This window comes from Micromonospora tulbaghiae (assembly GCF_900091605.1).
Classification (GTDB): Bacteria; Actinomycetota; Actinomycetes; order Mycobacteriales; family Micromonosporaceae; genus Micromonospora; species Micromonospora tulbaghiae.
On record NZ_FMCQ01000011.1, the window covers coordinates 50,145 to 67,785 of the forward strand.

Genomic DNA, 17,641 nt, shown 5'->3' on the forward strand with positions numbered 1-17,641 from the left:
GCGCCCTCACTCGGTCGCGCCGAACGGGAACGTGTGCACGTACCGCATCGTCCAGCCACCCGGCGAGGCGTGGTCGTCGCGCTCGTAGAGGTGGTCGGCCACCCCATCGGCCGGTTCCTCCGGATGACGCAGGACCCACCGGGGCGGCGGCGCGCCGTCCGGCCCGGCGGGAAGGTCCCGGGTCAGCTCGTCGGCCGGCCCGCCGACGAACCGTACGCGCACCACGGCCACCGCTGCCTCCGTCCGTCGACGCCCTCGCCGCGAAGCTACCCCGCCGCGGCGCGCACCCTCGGCGGTTTGCACAGCTCCGGGGCCGGGTAGCGGGACCGGGGGGCACCGGACGAGGCGAGGAGTGGGCGATGAGGACGCTGGGCGGGCGGTACGAGCTCGAACAGCGGGCCGGCCTGGGTGGCATGTCGGAGGTGTGGCGCGCGCACGACCGCGTGCTGGACCGGACCGTCGCGGTGAAGCTCATCTCGCCCACGCTGGACGGCGACGCCGGCTCGGTGGAACGCATCCGGGCCGAGGCGCGTTCGGCGGCCCGGCTGGTGCACCCGAACGTCGCGAGCGTCCACGACTTCGGCACCGCGACGCTGCCGGACGGGCGGCCGGTGCCGTACATCGTGATGGAACTGGCCGAGGGCGAGACGCTCGCCGCGCACCTGCGCAACGGGCCGCTGGACTGGCGGATCGCGGTACGGGTCTGCGCCGAGGTGTGCGCCGCGCTCGCCGCCGCGCACGCGCACGGCATCGTGCACCGGGACGTGAAGCCCGCGAACGTGATCCTCACCCCGTGCGGGGTGAAGGTGCTCGACTTCGGCATCGCCACCCCCGCCGGCGCGACCGACCACACACCGGACGACGTGGTGGTGGGCACCCCGGCGTACCTGGCGCCGGAACAGTTCGACCGGCAGCCCGCCACCCCGGCCGCCGACATGTACGCCCTCGGCGTGCTGCTGTACTACTGCCTCACGGGCGTGCTGCCGTACGAGGCGGGCAGCACCACCCAGCTGCTCGGGTCGCGCCGCCGTCGCCGCCCGCCCCGCCCGCTGCCCGAGGTTCCCGGCCTGCCGGGCGAGGTGGCCGAGCTGTGCCGGCGCTGCCTCGACACCGACCCGTGCGCCCGGCCGACCAGCCCGATGGCCGCGTTGCTGCTGGCCGAGGCCGTGGACGCCCGGATCTACGTGCCGATGACCGCGGTGCTGCCCCGGCAGCGCGCGCCGCAGGTGTCGCCGTGGACCAGCCGGGCCGCCGCCGAGGCCACCGAGGCGATGGCCGTCGACGCCGCGCCGAGCGGCCGGGTCGGCTGAGCGCTCCTACTGCCTGCCCGGGCGCGGTTTCGCCGCTCGGGGTCCGGGAACGCGGTCCGGTGAGTGACGGGAGGAACGCGATGCCGGATCCGAGTTCCTGGCTGGCCGAGACGGCCACGGCGACCGCAGCGGGCGGTCACGTACGCACCGACGACGGCGGGCTCTCCTCCGCCCTGGCGTCCCCGCTGGCGCCGCACTGCACCGGCCTGACGCCGGAGCAGCTCCTGGCCGCGGCGTTCGCCTCCTGCCTGCACCACGCGGCGGTAGAGGCGGCCGGGGAGATCACCGACGAGGCGCACACCGTGCAGGTGACCGCCGAGGCGAAGCTGGGCCGCGACGACGACGGCCGTTACCGGGCCGACGTGCACGCCGAGATCTCCTCGGCGGGACTGACCCGGGACCAGCTGGCCGACCTGGTCGCGTACGCCGACCGGCTCTGGCCGTTCTCCAGCGGCGACCCGAGCCGGCACCGGCTCACGGTGACCCCGGCCGAGAACGGCCGGCACTGAGAGGTCACCAGCGGAAGCCGGCGGTCACCGCGCGGTGGTCGCTGTCCGGGGTGCGCAGCACCCCGGCGGCGGTCGGCGTGAGTCCCCGGTAGAGGACGTGGTCCGGCCGGGTGACGGGTAGCTCCGCCGGCCAGGTGAACCCGAATCCCTGCCCGGCCTCGGCCTGGGCGTCGCCGAGCAGCCGGGTCAGCGGGTCGAAGACCCGGTCGGTGGTGGCGGTGTTCAGGTCGCCGAGCACGACCAGCCGGTCGGCCGGGTCGGCGCGCACGGCGTCGGCGAGCGCGGCGACGGTCTGGTCCCGGGTGGCGGTGTGCCCGGCCCGTGCGGAGCCGAGGTGGACCACGTACACGGTCAGGTCGCCCCTGGGTGCGGCGACCACGGCCCGCAGCGCGCGGTCCCAGCCCAGGCCGGTGTCGACGCCGTGCGCCTCCCGGATCGGCCATCGGCTCCACAGCGCGACCGTCGACACCACCGCCCGGTGCGGGTAGCGCTCGGCCAGCACGGGCGCCACCCGGTCGCCGTCGGCGACCTCCTGGAGCCCGATCAGGTCCGGGGCGTCGCCGGTGAGCGCGCCGACCGTGGCGGCCGGGTCGGGGTTGCCCACACGCAGGTTCTGGCTGACCACGCGGACCGCGGCGCCGTCCGCGCCCGCGGCCGGGGGCAGCCACGCGCGGCCGTAGAGCGTGCCCCAGACCAGGGCCGGCAGCAGCACCGCCAGCAGCGCCGGCCGGGAGCGGCGCAGCAGCGCCGCGAGCGCGAGCAGCGGTACGGCGATCCCGAGCAGCGGGGTGACGCTGTCCAGCAGGCTGCCCAGGCCGTGGACGTTCGGCACCGCCCGGTGCCCGGCCAGCAGCAGCGCGAGCAGCACGGCGCACACCACGAGGAGCGTGCCGCGCCGGCTGCGGGGGCCGGGCGGGCGCTCGTCGACCATCCGCTCCGTCACCGTCGGAATCGTATCGAGCGCCCGGGCCGCCGCGCGGCGGCCTCACCATGATCCACAGCCGGCGGGCCGGGAGACGTCGGATAGCGAGCAGTCGATCCCGGCGGTCGGCGGAGCGCTGCCAGAGGCAGGCCGTCCGACCAGGGCATCCTCCGCCGAACGGAGGAGCCGGGCGGACGCCGCCCTTAGCTTCGCCCGACGCCCGTTTCGCACCGCCGAAACCGACATAGAAGTTCCTTCGGGTACGCGAGGTTGGCGGTTTTCATGATCCGTCGCCCTGAATGGCACCCGCGAATCCGGCAGATTGTGGCGCATGCCACCAATCACCCCGATGGCAAAGCGCCGGAAGCTTTCTAGCCTCGGCGGGTGCATCCCGACCACCCCGATCATCAGCCGTTGCCCGCCAACCGCCCGGTTCGCCGAACGATTGACCCGGCATCAGCCGAACGGAGGGTGGGACGTCATCGCGCCCCGGAACCGCCACGGCGCGGACCCGCCCGGTCCGTGCCCGGCCGGATCGCGGTGGCCACGGGCGTCACCTGCTGCCTCGGCCTGATCGGCGTGGCAGCCGTCGGCGAGACGGGCCCGGCACACCTGGAGGTTCGCGAGGCGGTCGCCGACCGGGCCGCCGCCGACCTGCGCGCCTCCCGCGACTTCACCCGGGTCGCGCCGCCACCGGCCGCCGCGGCCCTGCCGCCGCCGGCTCCCACGCCCAGCGCCACCCCGGCGACGAAGAAGCCGCCGCGCAAGCCCGTGCGTCCACAGCGCCCGCGGCCGGTCGCCGGCCTGGACCAGCGGCAGATGGACAACGCCAAGGCCATCGTCGACGTCGGGCGGGAGATGAAGATGCCCCGCCGGGCCCTGGTCGTCGCGGTGGCCACCGCCATGCAGGAGAGCAACCTCTACAACCTGGCCAGTGACGTGCTGCCGGAGTCCTTCGACCACCCGCACCAGGGCAGCGGCTCGGACCACGACTCGGTCGGGCTCTTCCAGCAGCGCCCCAGCAGCGGCTGGGGCACCGTCGCCCAGCTCATGCGGCCGGCGTACGCGGCCCGGGCCTTCTACGCCGCGCTGCGCGAGGTACAGGGCTGGGAGGACATGAGCGTCACCGCAGCCGCCCAGGCGGTGCAGGTGTCCGCCTACCCCGACGCGTACGCCCGGCACGAGAAGCGCGCCACGACTGTGGTGGCGGCGCTGGTCTGACCCGGCGCGAATCAGGCGGCGCTGCGCCCGGCGCCACCGGGTCGTACGCTCGCCGCGGCGGTGGGGGTGTCCACCGCCACCCGCTCGCCCCGCGCCCCGGCCAGGATCTCGTCGACCCGGGACTCCCGGCGGCGACGCGCCAGCAGGGCCGCCTCGAACTCGCGGCGCGCCCGCACGGCCTCGGCGTACGCCTCCTCCCGCAACCGGCGGGCCTCCTCGCGTGCGGCCTCCAGCTCGGCGCGGGCCTGCGCCAGCAGTTCCGCGGCCTCCCGTTCGGCGGCCGACGGCCGGAACGCGCTCCCCTCGACCGGGGCGGTACGGCGATGCAGGAAGTCGCACAGGTGCAGAGCGTCCGACCGGATCTGGTCCCACTCCCGGCCGGCCCCGGCGGCGCCCTCCGCTCGCGCCGCCAGCCGCCCCAGACGCAGGCTCAGCTCGTCCAGGCAGGCGTCGACCTGACGTCTGTCGTAGCCGGTCTCCACCACCGAGAACCTCATGCGTCGCCCCCCAGGCAGCCGGTGTGCGTCCCCACCTGCCGATCCTGCGGTCCCAGCGCTCCCGGGCGCGGCCGTTCCCACAAAATGTTCAGGATGCGGTGGCCCGGACTTCCCGCCCCTACGGGTGCTTCGGGAGCACGACCACCCGTCCGAAGAACTCGTCGATCCGGCGCACCACGTCGTTGAAGTCGTCCAGGTCGATCGGCTTGGTCACGTACGCGTTGGCCTGCAACGTGTAGCTGCTGACCACGTCGGTGTCGGCGTTGGAGGTGGTGAGCACGACGATCGGGATGGTCCGCAGGCTCTCGTCACCCTTGACCTCGCCGAGCACCTGCCGCCCGTCCATCCGGGGCATGTTCAGGTCGAGCAGGATCACGTCCGGGCGCTGCGCCTCGGTGTGGCGGCCCTCGCGGCGGAGGAACTCCATCGCCTCCTGACCGTCGGCGACCACGTCGATGACCTTGTCGACGTCGGAGTCGGCGAGCGCCTCCTCGATCATCAGGACGTCGCCCGGGTCGTCGTCCACCACCAGGATGCGAACGGGGCTGGGACTGGTCTGACCCATCGGTTTACCTGCTTCTCGGTGAGGAGGGCGTCCGGCCGCGCGGCCGGCTGCTGGCGGGGAAATGTACCGGATCAGGAGGCGGCGGGCGCGGTCGGGTCGGCGGCGTGTCGGCCGTGGTGGAGCACCTCGGCCAGCCCGGTCACCTGGAGCACCCGGTCCACCCGGCCGGTCGCCCCGGTGAGCCGCAGGCAGCCGCCGTCGGCGGCGACGAGATTGTCGCCACGGACGAAGGCCGCGATGCCGGTGGAGTCGCAGAACGTCAGTTCGGTGAGATCGAGCAGCAGCTCGCGGTGCCCCTCGGCGACCAGCCGGTCGATCGCCGAGTTCAACTCTCCGGCCGTGGCGAGGTCGAGCTCGCCGGCCAGCCGGAGGCAGACGCCGCCCCCGTCCCGCTGGGCGTACGTGACGGTGAACGTCACAGTGGCCCCCCTCGCTCCCACCACAGAAAAACCCTTGCAGTGGTGCAAGTATATGGGACGGCCGCCCCGGCGCCCGTCAGCGGCCCGCCGCCGACAACCCGCCCACCAGTGCGCGGCCCCGGTCGAGGAAGGCGGCCGCGCGGGGGAAGTCGCGCAGCTGCTGTCCATAGTGCTCCAGCGTCAGCCCCACCGCGCCCGCCGGCACCCCGCGGCTGACCAGGATCTCCACCAGCCACTCGACGAACGCGGTGAACAGCGTGGCGTCGTCCACGTAGAGCGCGGCGGCCAGGAAGTCCACGATGTAGCCGAGGTCGCTGATCGTGGAGTCGAGCTGCGCGGGGGTGTAGTCGGCCGTCGACGGCACCCGCTCCCGCAGGTCGGCAAGCGCGCTGTCGATCAGTTCGCCGCGCCGCTTGACCAGACTGGCGTACTCGTCGTCGGCCAGGTGCTCCAGCCGCGCGGGCGGCGCCTCACGCAATGCCCGCTCGTCGGCCACCAGGTCCGCTGCGGACGGCGCGTCCGGCGCCCACGGCACACCGAGCACGCGCGCCCAGCGGCCGTCGTCGCCGAAGCCCCGGCCACCGACCACCACCGGCACGTCGGAGCGGCGGCACGCCTCCACCATCCGATGGGCGTGCGGCAGCCGCATCGGCAGGGCGCAGGCCAGCGCCACCGCCTCCGCGTCGTAGCGGTGCAGGTAGGACACCAGGTGCGCGGCCGGGACGCTGGCGCCGAGAAAGACGACCTGCCAGCCGCGCAGCCGCAGCACCTCGGCCACCAGCCGGGCCGGCAGCGCGTGCCACTCACCGTCCATGCAGGCCATCACGATCCGCCCACGGGTGGGCCGGGGATCGGCGTACGCGGCCACCGCGGCGACCACCCGCTCGCTGATGTGGGTGGCGGCGTGCTCCTGGGCGACGCTCCACTCGTTGCGGGCCCAGCGGTCGCCCACCTCGGCCTGGGCCGGGGCGACCAGGTCCAGGAGCACCCGCTCGGCCGGCACGCCCGCCTCCAGCAGCCCGCGGGCCACCGCCACGGCGGCGGACTCGTCGGCGTCGGCCAGGCACTCCAGATAGCGGGCGAAGGCGTGGCCCGGGTCGGCCTCGACGGTCGGCACGGTCACGCGGACGACTCCCTCGTTTGTTCGGTCCCGGCCAGGTCCGGAACCGCGTGCAGGTGCCGCGGCGCCCGCCCGGCCGGGCCGGTGGCCCGCAACGCGAGCACCGCGATGTCGTCGTGGTCGCCGTGTGCGAGCCAGTCGCAGGTCACCTGCTCGACCCGCTCGGCGAGCGCCGGTGCGGGCATCCGGTGGCAGCCGGTCACCGCGTTGAGCAGCCGCTCGGCGCCGAACTGCTCTTCGCCGTGCCGGCCGCCCCGGGCCTCGGTCACCCCGTCGCTGTAGAACAGGCAGGTCTCCCCCGGCGCCAGCTGCACCGTCACCTCACCGATGCGGGGATCGGGCACCACGCCGATCAGCATGCCGCGCAGCGGCACCACCTCGATCTCGCCGGACTCCCGCAGCACCAGCGGCGGCAGGTGCCCACCGCCGGCCAGGGTCAGCGTCAGGCCGCCGTCGCGGTCCGGCCGGGCCACGCCGAGCACCATGGTGGCGAACCGGCCCTGCCCGTGCGCCTGCGTGGTCTCCAGCAGCGCGTCGTTGAGCAGCTTCAGCAGCCGCCCCGGCTGGCTCTCGACCCGGTGCAGCGCCTGGAGGCACTGGCGCAGCTGGCCGGTGAACACGGCCGCCTCCACGCCCTTGCCCGACACGTCGCCGAGGAAGAAGACCGAGCCTCCGTCGGCGAGCCGGTGCGACCCGTAGAAGTCACCGCCGATGCGCAGACCCGCCTGCGCCGGCCGGTACGCGGTGCCCCACTGCACGCCGGACGCGGGAGCCGGCTCGACCGGCAGCAGGCTGGCCTGCAACGTGTCGGCGACCTCGGCCTGGTCGCGGTAGAGCATGGCGGTGGTCAGCGCCGCACCGGCCCGGGCCGCGAACGCGCGGACCAGGTCCACGTCGGCCTCGTCGTACCAGCGGTCGGCCCGCCGGACCACCAGCAGCGCCCCGGCCGGCGCCTCCCGGCCGGGCAGCGGCACCACCCGGGCGGTGGCACCGGAGGCGTCGAGGCCGGGCAGCCAGCCCGCCTCGGCGGCCTGCTCGACCAGCCAGTCCAGCTCGTGCGGCTCGGTGCCGGACAGGCCCGCCTCGATGGCCGCCGGGAGCGCCGGGGCGGGCAGCACCCCGCTGTCCACCACCGGTGCCCGGTCGTCCGCGCGTACCGCGCGCCACCAACGGGCGCGGCCGGAGCGGGGAGCGAGCACCAGGACCGCCACGTCGGCCGCCGTGGGCACGGCCAGGCGGACCACGGCGGCGGCGGCCCGGTCCGGGTGCAGCGGGTTGCCGAGCTTCTCGCCGACCACGGCGAGGAACGCCGAGCGGGCCCGCTCGGCGAGCAGTGCGTCGGCCCGGCTCACGCTCTCGGTGACGTCGTCGACGTACCAGCAGCGCCGGCGGTGGGACAACGCGACCGGGCGTACGCGCAGCCGCCGCCCGTGGTGGGTGAACTCGGCCGGGCCGTCGCCGCGCAGCGGTGCCGGGCCGGCGGCGGCCAGCAGCTCGCCGGGCGTCACCTCGGGGATCAGCCGCTCCGCGACCGGGCTCACGTGCTGGACGACACCGTCGGCGTCGCAGACGACCAGGCCCTCGCGGAAGTACTCGACAACCTCGGACCAGTTCGGGACGGTGAGGTCGCGGTCGGCTGCCAGCCACGGCAGGGCGGACGGCACCGGCGCGGCGGCGGACCACGCCCGAGCCCGTGCGGCACTCGGCGTGGAGAACCGTCCGTCGCCCGGGTCGGCACCCCTGACGTCGGCAGCAGTCACCAGCTGAGCCCCACTCTCCTCGTCGGCGCCCCGGGGCGCCGGACACGGCGCCTGTGGTCACGTCTCCTCGCCCACCCTACGCCGGTATGCCCGTACCGCCACCCCACAGCGCTGCCGGCCGGCTCGCGCGTCCAGCGAAGCCGTGCCGCCGTTGTTACGATCCTGTCAATCCCGGCCCGGCCGGCAGCCCGCGGAAAGGCGTGACGTGGTTCCTCAACGGAGAAGGCCCGAGGCGAGCCCGCTGAGCATCTCCGTGGATGGCTCCGACCCGGCCGTCCCGGTGGTCGTGGTCGGCGGCGACCTGGCGTACGCCACGGCCTCCCCGCTACGCGCCGAGATCGACAGGCTGCTCGCCGGACGCCCGAGGACGCTGGTGTTCGACTTCGGCGGCCTGGAGTTCATGGACAGCACCGGCCTGTCCGTGATCGTGCACGCCTGGCGGGAGGGCCAGCAGGCCGGCACCGTCATCGAGCTGCGCGCGGTCCCGCGTTTCCTCGAGACGATCCTCGACCTGACCGGCGTCACCGGCCTGCTCGAGCGCGCGCCTGTCGACGACCGGCCCGCGCCGGGCTCGGTCGCGTCCGCGTGACCCCGGGGGTTTCCCGGCCGCCCCCGGCTGGGAACATGGGTGCGTGCCCTCCCAGATGTTGACCATCGAGGTGGACCGGCTCGACGCCGGTTCCGCCCGGATGCGGCTGGCCGGGGAGCTGGACTTCGACACCGCGCCGGAGCTCGTCGCCGCCGTGGCCGACCTGCGCCGCGACGGTCACCAGGAGCTGGAACTCGACTTCGCCGGGGTGCACCTCTGCGACTCCTCCGGCCTGAGCGCCCTCGTGGTGATCCACCGGGCCGGCACCGGGGCGATCCGCCTGCTGAACCTGAACCCGCAGGTGCGGCACCTGCTGGACCGCACCGGCCTGGCCGAGCTGCTGGCCGCCCCGCCGCGCGACCTGACCGGCGAGGCCCGCGAGGTGGTCTGACCGTCCACCGCGGCGCCCGCTACGCGGGCTGAGCGGCCGGCGGACAGGGGTGGCCCCCGACCCTGGGACCAGGGGCCGGGGGCCGGGAGGATGGCTCAGGCGGCGGGCGCGGCCTGCCGGTGCGGCGCCTCGTCGCGCGACTGCCCCGCGAGCGGAGGCTCGACGTCCTCCGGCGCGCCGGAATCGGGCGTCTGGAACAGATAACGGACGAAGTCCCCGCTCATGTCGTCGTCGTCCGCCCCGGGCCACTGCCCGACACAGTCGACGCCGATCACCTCGCGTCCGCTGCCGTCGTGGTGCTCCAGCAGGGCCCACAGGGTCACCGGGTAGGAGCGGGTGGCGTCCGGGCCGATCCGCCATCGGGCGTACCAGCCGGGACGGGCGGGGACGATCTCCACGATCCGTTTCATGTCGACCTGCCCTTCCGCGTGCGTCGGAAGTTGTCCGGTCCGTCCGAGCCTGCCGCCCGCCGGGGTGAGCGCTCCTCACCCGCAGCGAATGAAGCGTCCGCCGGGCCGTCCGCCGTTACCTTCCCGGCAGCGCCGGGAACGCGGTCGACGCAAGCGCAACCGACCCAGGAACGAGGTGCGACGATGCGCAAGCAGATGGAGGGCGACAACCAGCGCCGCCGGACCCTGGCCCGCGAGGCCCGCGAGCGAGGGCTGCGGCCGAGCCAGATCGGCGCCAGCCTGAGCGCGTCCAAGCAGGTCACCTCGCTGGACCAGCACGACCGGTCCGGCCCGCCGCCGGCCGGACGGCACAAGCCGGACACCACCCGGGGTGGCCCCGCGCCGCCGCCGGTCGCAGTCGCGGAGCAGCAGCGCCCGCTGCCGGACCCGACGCCGTCACCCGGGGTCTCGATGGGCTACCGGGATCTCGTCGACGACGTGAGCCGGCGCGCCGGGGTGGACTTCACCACGGCCAAGGTCGCGGCGGAGGGCACCGTGCTGGCCCTGGCCCGGGCGCTGGACGAGGCGGAACGGGAGCGGCTGCTGGAGGCGGTGCCGCTGACCCTGCACGACGTGGTGCCGGTGTACGGGCTGGAACGCCGCCGCGACCTGCCCGGCTTCCTGGCCGAGGTGGGCCGGTACAGCCGCCTCACCCCGGAGCAGGCGCGCTACCAGGCCGAGGCGACGCTCGCCGCGCTCGCCGCGGCCGACGCGGATCTGGTCGAGTCGCTGCGCGTACCGGACGAGTTGCGTGACCTGCTCGGGCCGACCGACTTCGGCGGCGGCCTGGTGGGCGCGTCCTCGGCCACCGCGCCGCTGACCGAGGCGGAGCTGCGCGACGCGCTCGCGACGCTGCCCTACTGGTCCAGCGACCGGCGGTCGCTCGTGCGGACGATCGAGCTGCCCGGCGGCAACCTGGACCGGGTGCTCGACCGGTTGGACCGGCTCAAGTCCGACGTCGGACGGTCGCCGCAGATCGGGCGGCCGGACCCGGACAACGCCGTGCTGACGGTCCGGACCCAGCAGGTCGACGGCGTGACGGCGGCGGACGTCGACCTCGCGCACCGGGTGGACGCGGCGGTCGACGAGGCCGGCGCCGGGATGGCGGCCGGCTGAGCCGGCGGCGGGACGGCTCCGGTCCCCCGCGGGCCGGGGCCGCCCGTGGCCGCGCGGTACCGTGTTCCGCCGTGGATCACGACGACGCCGAGACCCTGGAGATCGTGGTGGACCCGGCCCGCCCGTCCGGGCGCACGCTGCTGGCCGACGGGGTCGAGCAGTCGTACGTGGACGTGGCCGACGCCCGGTACCTGCACTTCGAGTACGTGCGGCGGATCGCCGCCGCGATCGACGTGGCCGCCCCGCGGGGCGCGGCGCTGACCGCGCTGCACCTCGGCGGCGGCGCGCTCACGCTGCCGCGCTGGCTCGCGCGCACCCGGCCCGGTTCGGCGCAGCGGGTGGTCGAGCGCGATCCGGCCGTGGTCGAGCTGGTCGGGCGGAAGCTGCCACCGCTGCCGCCGGAGGTGGTGGTGGCGCTCGGCGACGCCCGGGAGGCGCTCGCCGGGGAGCCGTCCGGGGCGTACGACGTGGTGGTGGCCGACGTGTACCGGGCGGCCCGGATGCCGCCGCACGTGGCGGCGCTCGAGTTCGCGGCGCAGGTGGCCCGGGTGCTGCGCCCGGACGGCCTCTATCTGATCAACCTCACCGACCTGCCGCCGCTGGCGCACACCCGGGCGCAGGTGGCCACGCTGCGCGCGGTCTTCGCCGACGTGTGCCTGGTCGCCGACCGGCGGATGCTGCGCGGGCGCCGGTACGGCAACGTGGTGCTGGCCGCCTCGCCCGTCGCCGGGCGGCTGCCGGTGGTTCGGCTCGCCACCCGCGTCGCCGCCGACCCGGTGCCCGGAACCGTGCTGCACGCCGCGACGCTCGACGCGTTCGCCGCCGGCGCGCTCCCGGTCACCGACGCCGACCTGGGCTGAGCGCCGGGTTTCCGCACCGGCGTCGCGGGTAGCCGCGCCGGATGAGCGCCGCCTCGGACCGGTCCACCGCGCGCCGGACGCTGATCGTGATCGGTCTGGTCCTCGCCACAGTGGTCGGCCTGGCGCTGGTCTGGGCCACCCGGCGGGTGCTGGTGTGGGCGCTGGTGGCGGTGTTCTTCGCGGTCGCCCTGAAACCACTCGTGGACCGTCTCGAACGTCGGGTACGCCGCCGCGCGCTCGCCACGCTGCTGGTGTTCCTGGCCGCGTTCGCGCTGTTCGCCGCCGTCGGGGCGCTGATCGTGGTGCCGCTGGTGGACGAGGTGGGCCGCTTCGCCGACCGGGCGCCGGAGCTGGTGCGCGAGGCCCAGGCCGGGCAGGGACCGCTCGGACGGCTGCTGGAGCGCTTCCACCTGCTCCGGTACGCCGAACCCGGCCAGCTCCGCCGGTTCGGCGCCCGGCTCGGCGACCCGACAGTCGGGGTGGTCCGCAGCGTCGCCCAGGCGGTCGCCGCCCTGGTCACAGTGGTGGTGCTGGCGTACCTGATGGTCCTGGAGGCGCCGAAGATCGTCGCCGCCGCGCTGCGGCTGACCGGCGACGGCCCGGCGGCGCGGCTGCGGCGCATCGGGCGTGACTCGTCCCGGATCGTCACCGGCTACCTGACCGGCAACCTGCTGATCAGCGTGATCTGCGGCGGTCTGACGTTCGTCGTGCTGTTCCTGCTCGGTGTGCCGTTCGCCGCGGTGATCGCGCTGACGGTCGCCGTGTTCGACCTGATCCCGCTCGTCGGGGCCACGCTCGGGGCGATCGCCGCGGCCGGCGCGGCGTTCCTGCACTCCCCCACCGCCGGCATCGTGGTGCTGGTCTTCTTCGTGGTCTACCAGCAGGTGGAGAACCATCTGCTGCAACCGGTCATCATGGCCCGCGCGGTCCGCCTGAACCCGTTGACGGTGCTGGTCAGTGTGCTGCTGTCGGTCGAGCTGGCCGGGCTGGTGGGCGCGCTGCTGGCGATCCCGGCGGCCGGCATCGCGCAGGTGCTGCTGCGCGAGTACGTGCCGGCCGGGCGCCAGGCCCTGCCGCAGCCCGCCGACGGCGGACCGGCGGAACCGGCGGGTCCGCCTGACACCGGTCCGGCTGCCGGTGCGATCGCGCCGGAACGGCCGGAGGCCGGCCCGGGAGCGCCGGAACGGCCGCCGGCCGGCGGGTGAGGGCCGGCCGGCGGGTGCGTGCGCCGCTCAGCGGCGGCGGGCCAGCTCCGGTGACTCGCTCTCCAGCGGCACCGCATTGGCCGGAACCAGGCCGAGCTGCACGGCGGGCCGGGGCAGCGTCGCGTCCAGCGCCCAGTCCGCCGCGACCCGGGGACGGTTACCGGGCATCGCGAGGAGGTGGTAGCCCCGCGTGACGGCTTTGGCCGGCAGCCCGGCCAGCGGCACCTTCAGCGGGTTCGCCGCCGCGTCCTTGCCTCCCAGGTCCACCACCCAGCCCAGGTCGTGGTGCTTGTACGACTTACGCACGCCCTGCCCGTACGAGGCGGCGATGTTGTGCGCGGCCAGCTTGCCCTGCCGCTGGGCGTGCTGCGCGGTCATCGCGCACACCTGCCCGGGGCGGGTCGGGTCGGGCACGGCGGCGGCGTCGCCGCAGGCGAACACCTCCGGGTAGCCGGGCACGTTGAGGAACTCGTCGACCACGAGCCGGCCCTTCTCGGTGCGCAGCCCCAGTTCGGCCACGAACGGGTCGGGGCGTACGCCGACGCACCAGATCAGGCTGCACGTCGGGACGTACTCGCCGTCGGTGAGCATCACCCCGTCCGGGGTGGCCTCGGCGACCGAGGTGCCCATCCGCACGTCCACGCCGCGTTTGCGCAGCACCCGGTCGGCGGTGACCGACATCCGCCGGTCCAGTTCGGGCAGCACCCGGGGCGCCACGTCCAGCAGCATCCAGCGCGGCCGGACCAACAGGTGCGGGCGCTGGGCCATCAGCCGGTCGGTGAACAGCTGCCCGTGCGCGGCCACCTCGGTGCCGGTGTAGCCGGCGCCGACCACGACGAACGTGGAGCGGGCCCGCTGCTCGGCCTGATCCTCGGTCAGCTCGGCCAGCTCCACCTGCCGGACCACGTGGTCGTGCAGGAACAGCGCCTCGGGCAGGCCACGGAAGCCGTGTGCGTACTCGGTCACGCCGGGGATCGGCAGCAGCTTGTTGACGCTGCCGACGCTGAGCACCAGCCGGTCGTACGCGAGCTGCCCGTGCTCGCCCTCGACGGAGCGGTAGCCGACCCACCGGTTCTGCAGGTCGACCCGGTCGGCCTCGCCGACCACCACGCGGACACCGTCGAGCGTGCCGGCGAGCGGCACCGCGATCCGGGTCGGCTCCACCACGCCGGCCGCCACCTCGGGCAGCAGCGGCAGGTAGAGGAAGTAGTCGGTCGTGTTCAGCAGGACGATCTCGGCCCGGTCGCGGGCCAGCCGGCGCAACGTCTTGGCCGCGTGGTACCCGGCGAACCCGGCCCCCACGATCACCACCCGTGGTTTCGTCATGCCTGCTGCCGTTCCCGGGCAGACCTGCGACAAACGTACCCATGATCCATCCATCGACGGCTATATGGACATTCCTCGTGATCGGCGCGAGGATGCCGGGATGGGAAACCACGAGACCGCCGAGGGTCGACCCACGAGGTCCAGCCGGCGTACCTTCCTCACCGCCTCCGCCGCGGCCACCGCCGCCGCCGTCGCCACCCCGCTCGCCGCCGCCCCGGCCGCCGCCGCGACCGGCGCGCCCCCGGGCCCGGGCCGTCCGGCCCGGCCGCAGCGGCCCGACCGCGAGCTGACCGCGCTGCTGCGCGAGATTGACAGCCGCCGGATCGAGGCCGTCGTGCGCCGCCTCGCCGCGTTCGGCACCCGCCACACCCTGTCCAGCCAGACCGATCCGGTACGCGGCATCGGCGCCGCCCGCGACTGGATCCACGCCCAGCTCTCCGGGTACGCGGCCGCGTCCGGCGGCCGGATGAGCGTCGAACTCCAGTCGTACGTGCAGCAGCCCGCCTCCCGCATCCCCGTCCCGACCACCATCACCAACGTGGTGGCGACCCTGCGCGGCGACGTCACGCCCGAGCGGGTGTACGTCATCACCGGCCACTACGACTCCCGGGCGACCGACGTGATGGACGCGGTCAGCGACGCGCCCGGTGCCGACGACGACGCCTCCGGCGTGGCGGTGGTGATGGAACTGGCCCGGGTGCTGTCGACCCGCCGCACCGAGGCCACCATCGTGCTCGCCGCCGTGGCCGCCGAGGAGCAGGGACTGTACGGCTCGGCGTACCTGGCGTCGCAGCTGAAGGCGGCCGGCGCGGACGTGCAGGCCATGTTCAGCAACGACATCGTCGGGTCCAGCACCGCCGACGACGGCACCCGCGACCCGCGTACCGTGCGGTTGTTCGCCGAGGGCGTGCCGACCGCCGAGACCCCGGCCGAGGCGAGCGTGCGGCAGTCCGTCGGCGGCGAGAACGACTCGCCGTCGCGGCAGCTCGCCCGGTTCGTCACCGACGTGGCGGAGAACTCCGCCACCGGCATGGACGTGCGCGTGATCTACCGGCGGGACCGCTACCTGCGTGGCAGCGACCACATCTCGTTCCTGCGCGAGGGGTGGCCGGCCGGCCGGTTCACCGAGCCCAACGAGGACTTCGCCCACCAGCACCAGGACGTACGCGTCGTCGACGGGGTGCAGTACGGCGACCTGCCGGAGTTCTGCGACTTCGGCTACATCACCCGCGTGGCGCGGGTGAACGCCGCGACGCTGTGGTCGCTGGCCCAGGCGCCGGGCACACCCAAGGGCGTCACGGTGGTGACCACGAACCTGACCAACGACACCACCCTGCGGTGGCAGCGCGGCCCCGAGCCGGACCTGGCCGGGTACGAGGTGGTGTGGCGGGAGACCACCGCCGACCAGTGGCAGAAGGTGCTGCCGGTCGGCGACGTCACCGAGGTGACGATCGACCTGTCCAAGGACAACGTGTTCTTCGGCGTGCGAGCGGTGGACCGTGACGGGCACCGCAGCCCGGTCGCCTTCCCGAAGCCCGGTAGCTGAGGCCGGTCGGTCACCGCCCCGGCGTCGGGTCCACCCCGTCCGGGGCGGTGATCGCCCAGCGTTCGTGGTCGCGCCACGCGCCGTCGACGAACAGGTAGTCCGGCGAGAACCCCTCCAGCCGGAAGCCGAGCCGGCGCACCAGCCGCTTCGACGGCTCGTTGCCGGGTTGGATGTTGGCCTCCAGCCGGTGCAGACCGAGCGGCCCGAACGCGTAGTCGATCACCAGCCGCACCCCGGCCGAGGCGTGCCCGGTGCCCGCGTACGGGCGGAACGCGGCGTATCCGAGGTAGCCGCCGCGCAGCGCGCCGAGCACGATGCCGCTGATGTTCGCGTATCCGGCGATCTCGCCGGTCTCCCGGTCGCAGAACAGGAACCCGGAGCTGTCCCGCGCCCGGATCTTGCGCAGGTGCGCCGAGTACCGCTGCGCGTCATCGGGCGCGGACAGCCACGGGTGGTGCAGGTCGCGGCTGCGCCGGGCGGCGGCGACGAACTCCGCCTCGTCGGCCGGACGGGGACGGCGGATGGCGACACGTCCGTCACTGCGCAGATATCGCACGGCTCCACTCTCGGACACCGCCCCCACCACGCCCCACCCGGGGGTGCACTCCCTCGCCGCCACCCCACCCAAGCCCTTCGCAGATCGCCCGCGGCCAACATCCGCGGCTCGCGCGATCTTGCACTCGATGCCCGCGAGATGTCCGCTTTGCGGGGGCTCGCCGGGGAGCAAAGTGCAAGATCGCGTGGTGGTGCAGCCCGGCCCGGGCGATGGCGTGACGGGTTTGGTGAGCTGTGTCCGGTTCGGTGCGGGCGCGTGGGTGTGGTCGGTGCCATCGTGAGGGTGGAATCGGCGGCGGGCGCGGGGCGTTGTACATGGCTGACCGCCCCGGCACCAGGGCCGAGCGCCGAACACCCGGCCCGCCCCGGCAGCCGCGGCAGGTCGGGGAATCGGCCCGGCCCGGTCGTCGTTACATCCCGAGCGACGGGCACCCCGCCGTCCCCGGGAATGGCCCCGGCCCGCACGTCGTTACACCCCCGAGCCGCGGAGCAGGCCCCCTCGGGCCGCCCGCGCCACCACAGCCCGCTCTTTGACGGGCACCCCCGAAGACTTTCCCTCTCCGCGGCACCCCCGCCGCGGTCATCCCCCACTCCAGGGAGGCAACCATCATGGCTACCACTCTGCTGCGCAAGACCGTTCTGACCGCTGCCGGTATCGCCGCCACCACCGCAGGCATCGCCGGCCCCGCGATCGCCGCCCACGCCACCCCCACCGGCAACACCACCACCGCTGTCGCCGACCGCAAGGGCCACGGCGAGCGGGAACTCGACGTGCGCTACGAGGCCCAGCCCAACTTCTACTTCTGCGGCCCCGCCGCCGCCCGCAACGCCCTGAGCGTGCAGGGCAAGAACATCGACGTCCACGCCATGGCCCGCGAGATGGGCACCACCGAAGCCGGCACCAACAGCATCAACGACATCACCCCCGTACTGAACAAGGAAACCGGCGCCAGCAACGCCTACAAGTCCGTCGAGATCAGCACCCCCAAGGCCGACGACAAGCAGACCGACGCCCTACGCGCCGACGTCGTCAAGACCGTCGACGCCGGCCGGGCCGTGGTCGCCAACATCGCCGGCACCGCCACCGACACCGACGGCACCACCCACTCCTTCGAAGGCGGCCACTACATCAGCGTCATCGGCTACCGCGACAACGGCCACACCGTCACCATCGCCGACAGCGCCAACCCCAACACCGCCACCTACCGCATGAACATCGACAACCTCGCCGACTGGATCGCCACCCGCGGCTACAGCACCAGCTGACCACCACCCCGCCGC

Annotated in this window: 20 protein-coding genes; 10 read left to right on the forward strand and 10 right to left on the reverse strand. The window is 74.7% G+C overall.

Annotated features, from left to right (window positions below):
- Positions 1-6: 6 nt before the first annotated feature.
- Entirely contained in the window at positions 7-231 is a 225-nt protein-coding gene (locus GA0070562_RS26825) for a hypothetical protein (RefSeq protein ID WP_091427141.1), read from the reverse strand.
- Positions 232-359: 128 nt separating this feature from the next.
- Between GA0070562_RS26825 and GA0070562_RS26830 the strand changes: the two genes are divergently transcribed.
- Positions 360-1,310: a serine/threonine-protein kinase gene (locus GA0070562_RS26830; RefSeq protein WP_091427142.1), complete on the forward strand. Its 951-nt coding sequence runs from the start codon at positions 360-362 to the stop codon at positions 1,308-1,310.
- An 80-nt stretch (positions 1,311-1,390) separates the two neighbouring features.
- Positions 1,391-1,819: an OsmC family protein gene (locus tag GA0070562_RS26835; RefSeq protein ID WP_013285994.1), complete on the forward strand. Its 429-nt coding sequence runs from the start codon at positions 1,391-1,393 to the stop codon at positions 1,817-1,819.
- Between the two features lie 4 nt (positions 1,820-1,823).
- Here GA0070562_RS26835 and GA0070562_RS26840 read toward each other — a convergent pair whose 3' ends face one another.
- Complete coding sequence (locus tag GA0070562_RS26840; RefSeq protein WP_225853365.1) at positions 1,824-2,762, reverse strand: endonuclease/exonuclease/phosphatase family protein; 939 nt, start codon at positions 2,760-2,762, stop codon at positions 1,824-1,826.
- A gap of 363 nt (positions 2,763-3,125) precedes the next feature.
- On the opposite strand from GA0070562_RS26840, the gene GA0070562_RS26845 reads away from it, so the two are divergent.
- Positions 3,126-3,962 (forward strand): hypothetical protein, encoded by an 837-nt coding sequence (locus GA0070562_RS26845; protein ID WP_208577141.1) that lies wholly within the window; start codon positions 3,126-3,128, stop codon positions 3,960-3,962.
- Between the two features lie 11 nt (positions 3,963-3,973).
- Here the strand turns inward: GA0070562_RS26845 and GA0070562_RS26850 are convergent, their stop codons facing one another.
- From GA0070562_RS26850 to GA0070562_RS26870, 5 genes are all read right to left on the reverse strand, one after another.
- Positions 3,974-4,459 (reverse strand): ATPase, encoded by a 486-nt coding sequence (locus GA0070562_RS26850; RefSeq protein WP_091427144.1) that lies wholly within the window; start codon positions 4,457-4,459, stop codon positions 3,974-3,976.
- A gap of 118 nt (positions 4,460-4,577) precedes the next feature.
- Positions 4,578-5,024: a response regulator gene (locus GA0070562_RS26855; protein ID WP_013285990.1), complete on the reverse strand. Its 447-nt coding sequence runs from the start codon at positions 5,022-5,024 to the stop codon at positions 4,578-4,580.
- Positions 5,025-5,095: 71 nt separating this feature from the next.
- A complete protein-coding gene (locus GA0070562_RS26860; RefSeq protein WP_091427145.1) occupies positions 5,096-5,443 on the reverse strand; it encodes an STAS domain-containing protein in 348 nt (115 codons plus the stop codon).
- Positions 5,444-5,519: 76 nt separating this feature from the next.
- A complete protein-coding gene (locus GA0070562_RS26865) occupies positions 5,520-6,566 on the reverse strand; it encodes a cobalamin B12-binding domain-containing protein (protein ID WP_091427146.1) in 1,047 nt (348 codons plus the stop codon).
- Positions 6,563-8,323 (reverse strand): PP2C family protein-serine/threonine phosphatase, encoded by a 1,761-nt coding sequence (locus GA0070562_RS26870; RefSeq protein ID WP_091427147.1) that lies wholly within the window; start codon positions 8,321-8,323, stop codon positions 6,563-6,565. Before GA0070562_RS26870 ends, GA0070562_RS26865 begins: the two co-directional genes overlap by 4 nt.
- Before the next feature lie 253 nt (positions 8,324-8,576).
- On the opposite strand from GA0070562_RS26870, the gene GA0070562_RS26875 reads away from it, so the two are divergent.
- On the forward strand, positions 8,577-8,912 hold the full coding sequence (locus GA0070562_RS26875; RefSeq protein WP_091427148.1) for an STAS domain-containing protein: 336 nt from the start codon (positions 8,577-8,579) through the stop codon (positions 8,910-8,912).
- Between the two features lie 43 nt (positions 8,913-8,955).
- Complete coding sequence (locus tag GA0070562_RS26880; RefSeq protein ID WP_225853364.1) at positions 8,956-9,303, forward strand: STAS domain-containing protein; 348 nt, start codon at positions 8,956-8,958, stop codon at positions 9,301-9,303.
- A gap of 95 nt (positions 9,304-9,398) precedes the next feature.
- On the opposite strand, the gene GA0070562_RS26885 is transcribed toward GA0070562_RS26880, so the two are convergent.
- Positions 9,399-9,713 carry a hypothetical protein gene (locus GA0070562_RS26885; protein ID WP_091427150.1) on the reverse strand — a complete coding sequence of 105 codons (315 nt, stop codon included), beginning with the start codon at positions 9,711-9,713 and terminating at the stop codon, positions 9,399-9,401.
- A gap of 183 nt (positions 9,714-9,896) precedes the next feature.
- On the opposite strand from GA0070562_RS26885, the gene GA0070562_RS26890 reads away from it, so the two are divergent.
- From GA0070562_RS26890 to GA0070562_RS26900, 3 genes are all read left to right on the forward strand, one after another.
- The gene (locus tag GA0070562_RS26890; RefSeq protein ID WP_091427151.1) at positions 9,897-10,868 is read left to right on the forward strand and encodes a DUF2267 domain-containing protein; all 972 of its coding nucleotides are present in this window, start codon (positions 9,897-9,899) and stop codon (positions 10,866-10,868) included.
- Between the two features lie 71 nt (positions 10,869-10,939).
- Positions 10,940-11,728 (forward strand): spermidine synthase, encoded by a 789-nt coding sequence (locus GA0070562_RS26895; RefSeq protein ID WP_175438889.1) that lies wholly within the window; start codon positions 10,940-10,942, stop codon positions 11,726-11,728.
- Positions 11,729-11,769: 41 nt separating this feature from the next.
- Positions 11,770-12,933 (forward strand): AI-2E family transporter, encoded by a 1,164-nt coding sequence (locus tag GA0070562_RS26900; RefSeq protein WP_225853363.1) that lies wholly within the window; start codon positions 11,770-11,772, stop codon positions 12,931-12,933.
- Between the two features lie 27 nt (positions 12,934-12,960).
- Here the strand turns inward: GA0070562_RS26900 and GA0070562_RS26905 are convergent, their stop codons facing one another.
- Entirely contained in the window at positions 12,961-14,259 is a 1,299-nt protein-coding gene (locus GA0070562_RS26905) for an NAD(P)/FAD-dependent oxidoreductase (protein WP_091427153.1), read from the reverse strand.
- Positions 14,260-14,359: 100 nt separating this feature from the next.
- Between GA0070562_RS26905 and GA0070562_RS26910 the strand changes: the two genes are divergently transcribed.
- Positions 14,360-15,805: a M20/M25/M40 family metallo-hydrolase gene (locus tag GA0070562_RS26910; protein WP_091427154.1), complete on the forward strand. Its 1,446-nt coding sequence runs from the start codon at positions 14,360-14,362 to the stop codon at positions 15,803-15,805.
- Between the two features lie 10 nt (positions 15,806-15,815).
- Here GA0070562_RS26910 and GA0070562_RS26915 read toward each other — a convergent pair whose 3' ends face one another.
- Positions 15,816-16,379 (reverse strand): GNAT family N-acetyltransferase, encoded by a 564-nt coding sequence (locus tag GA0070562_RS26915; RefSeq protein WP_091427360.1) that lies wholly within the window; start codon positions 16,377-16,379, stop codon positions 15,816-15,818.
- A 590-nt stretch (positions 16,380-16,969) separates the two neighbouring features.
- Here GA0070562_RS26915 and GA0070562_RS26920 point away from each other — a divergent pair.
- The gene (locus GA0070562_RS26920) at positions 16,970-17,626 is read left to right on the forward strand and encodes a C39 family peptidase (RefSeq protein ID WP_091427155.1); all 657 of its coding nucleotides are present in this window, start codon (positions 16,970-16,972) and stop codon (positions 17,624-17,626) included.
- Positions 17,627-17,641: the final 15 nt, after the last annotated feature.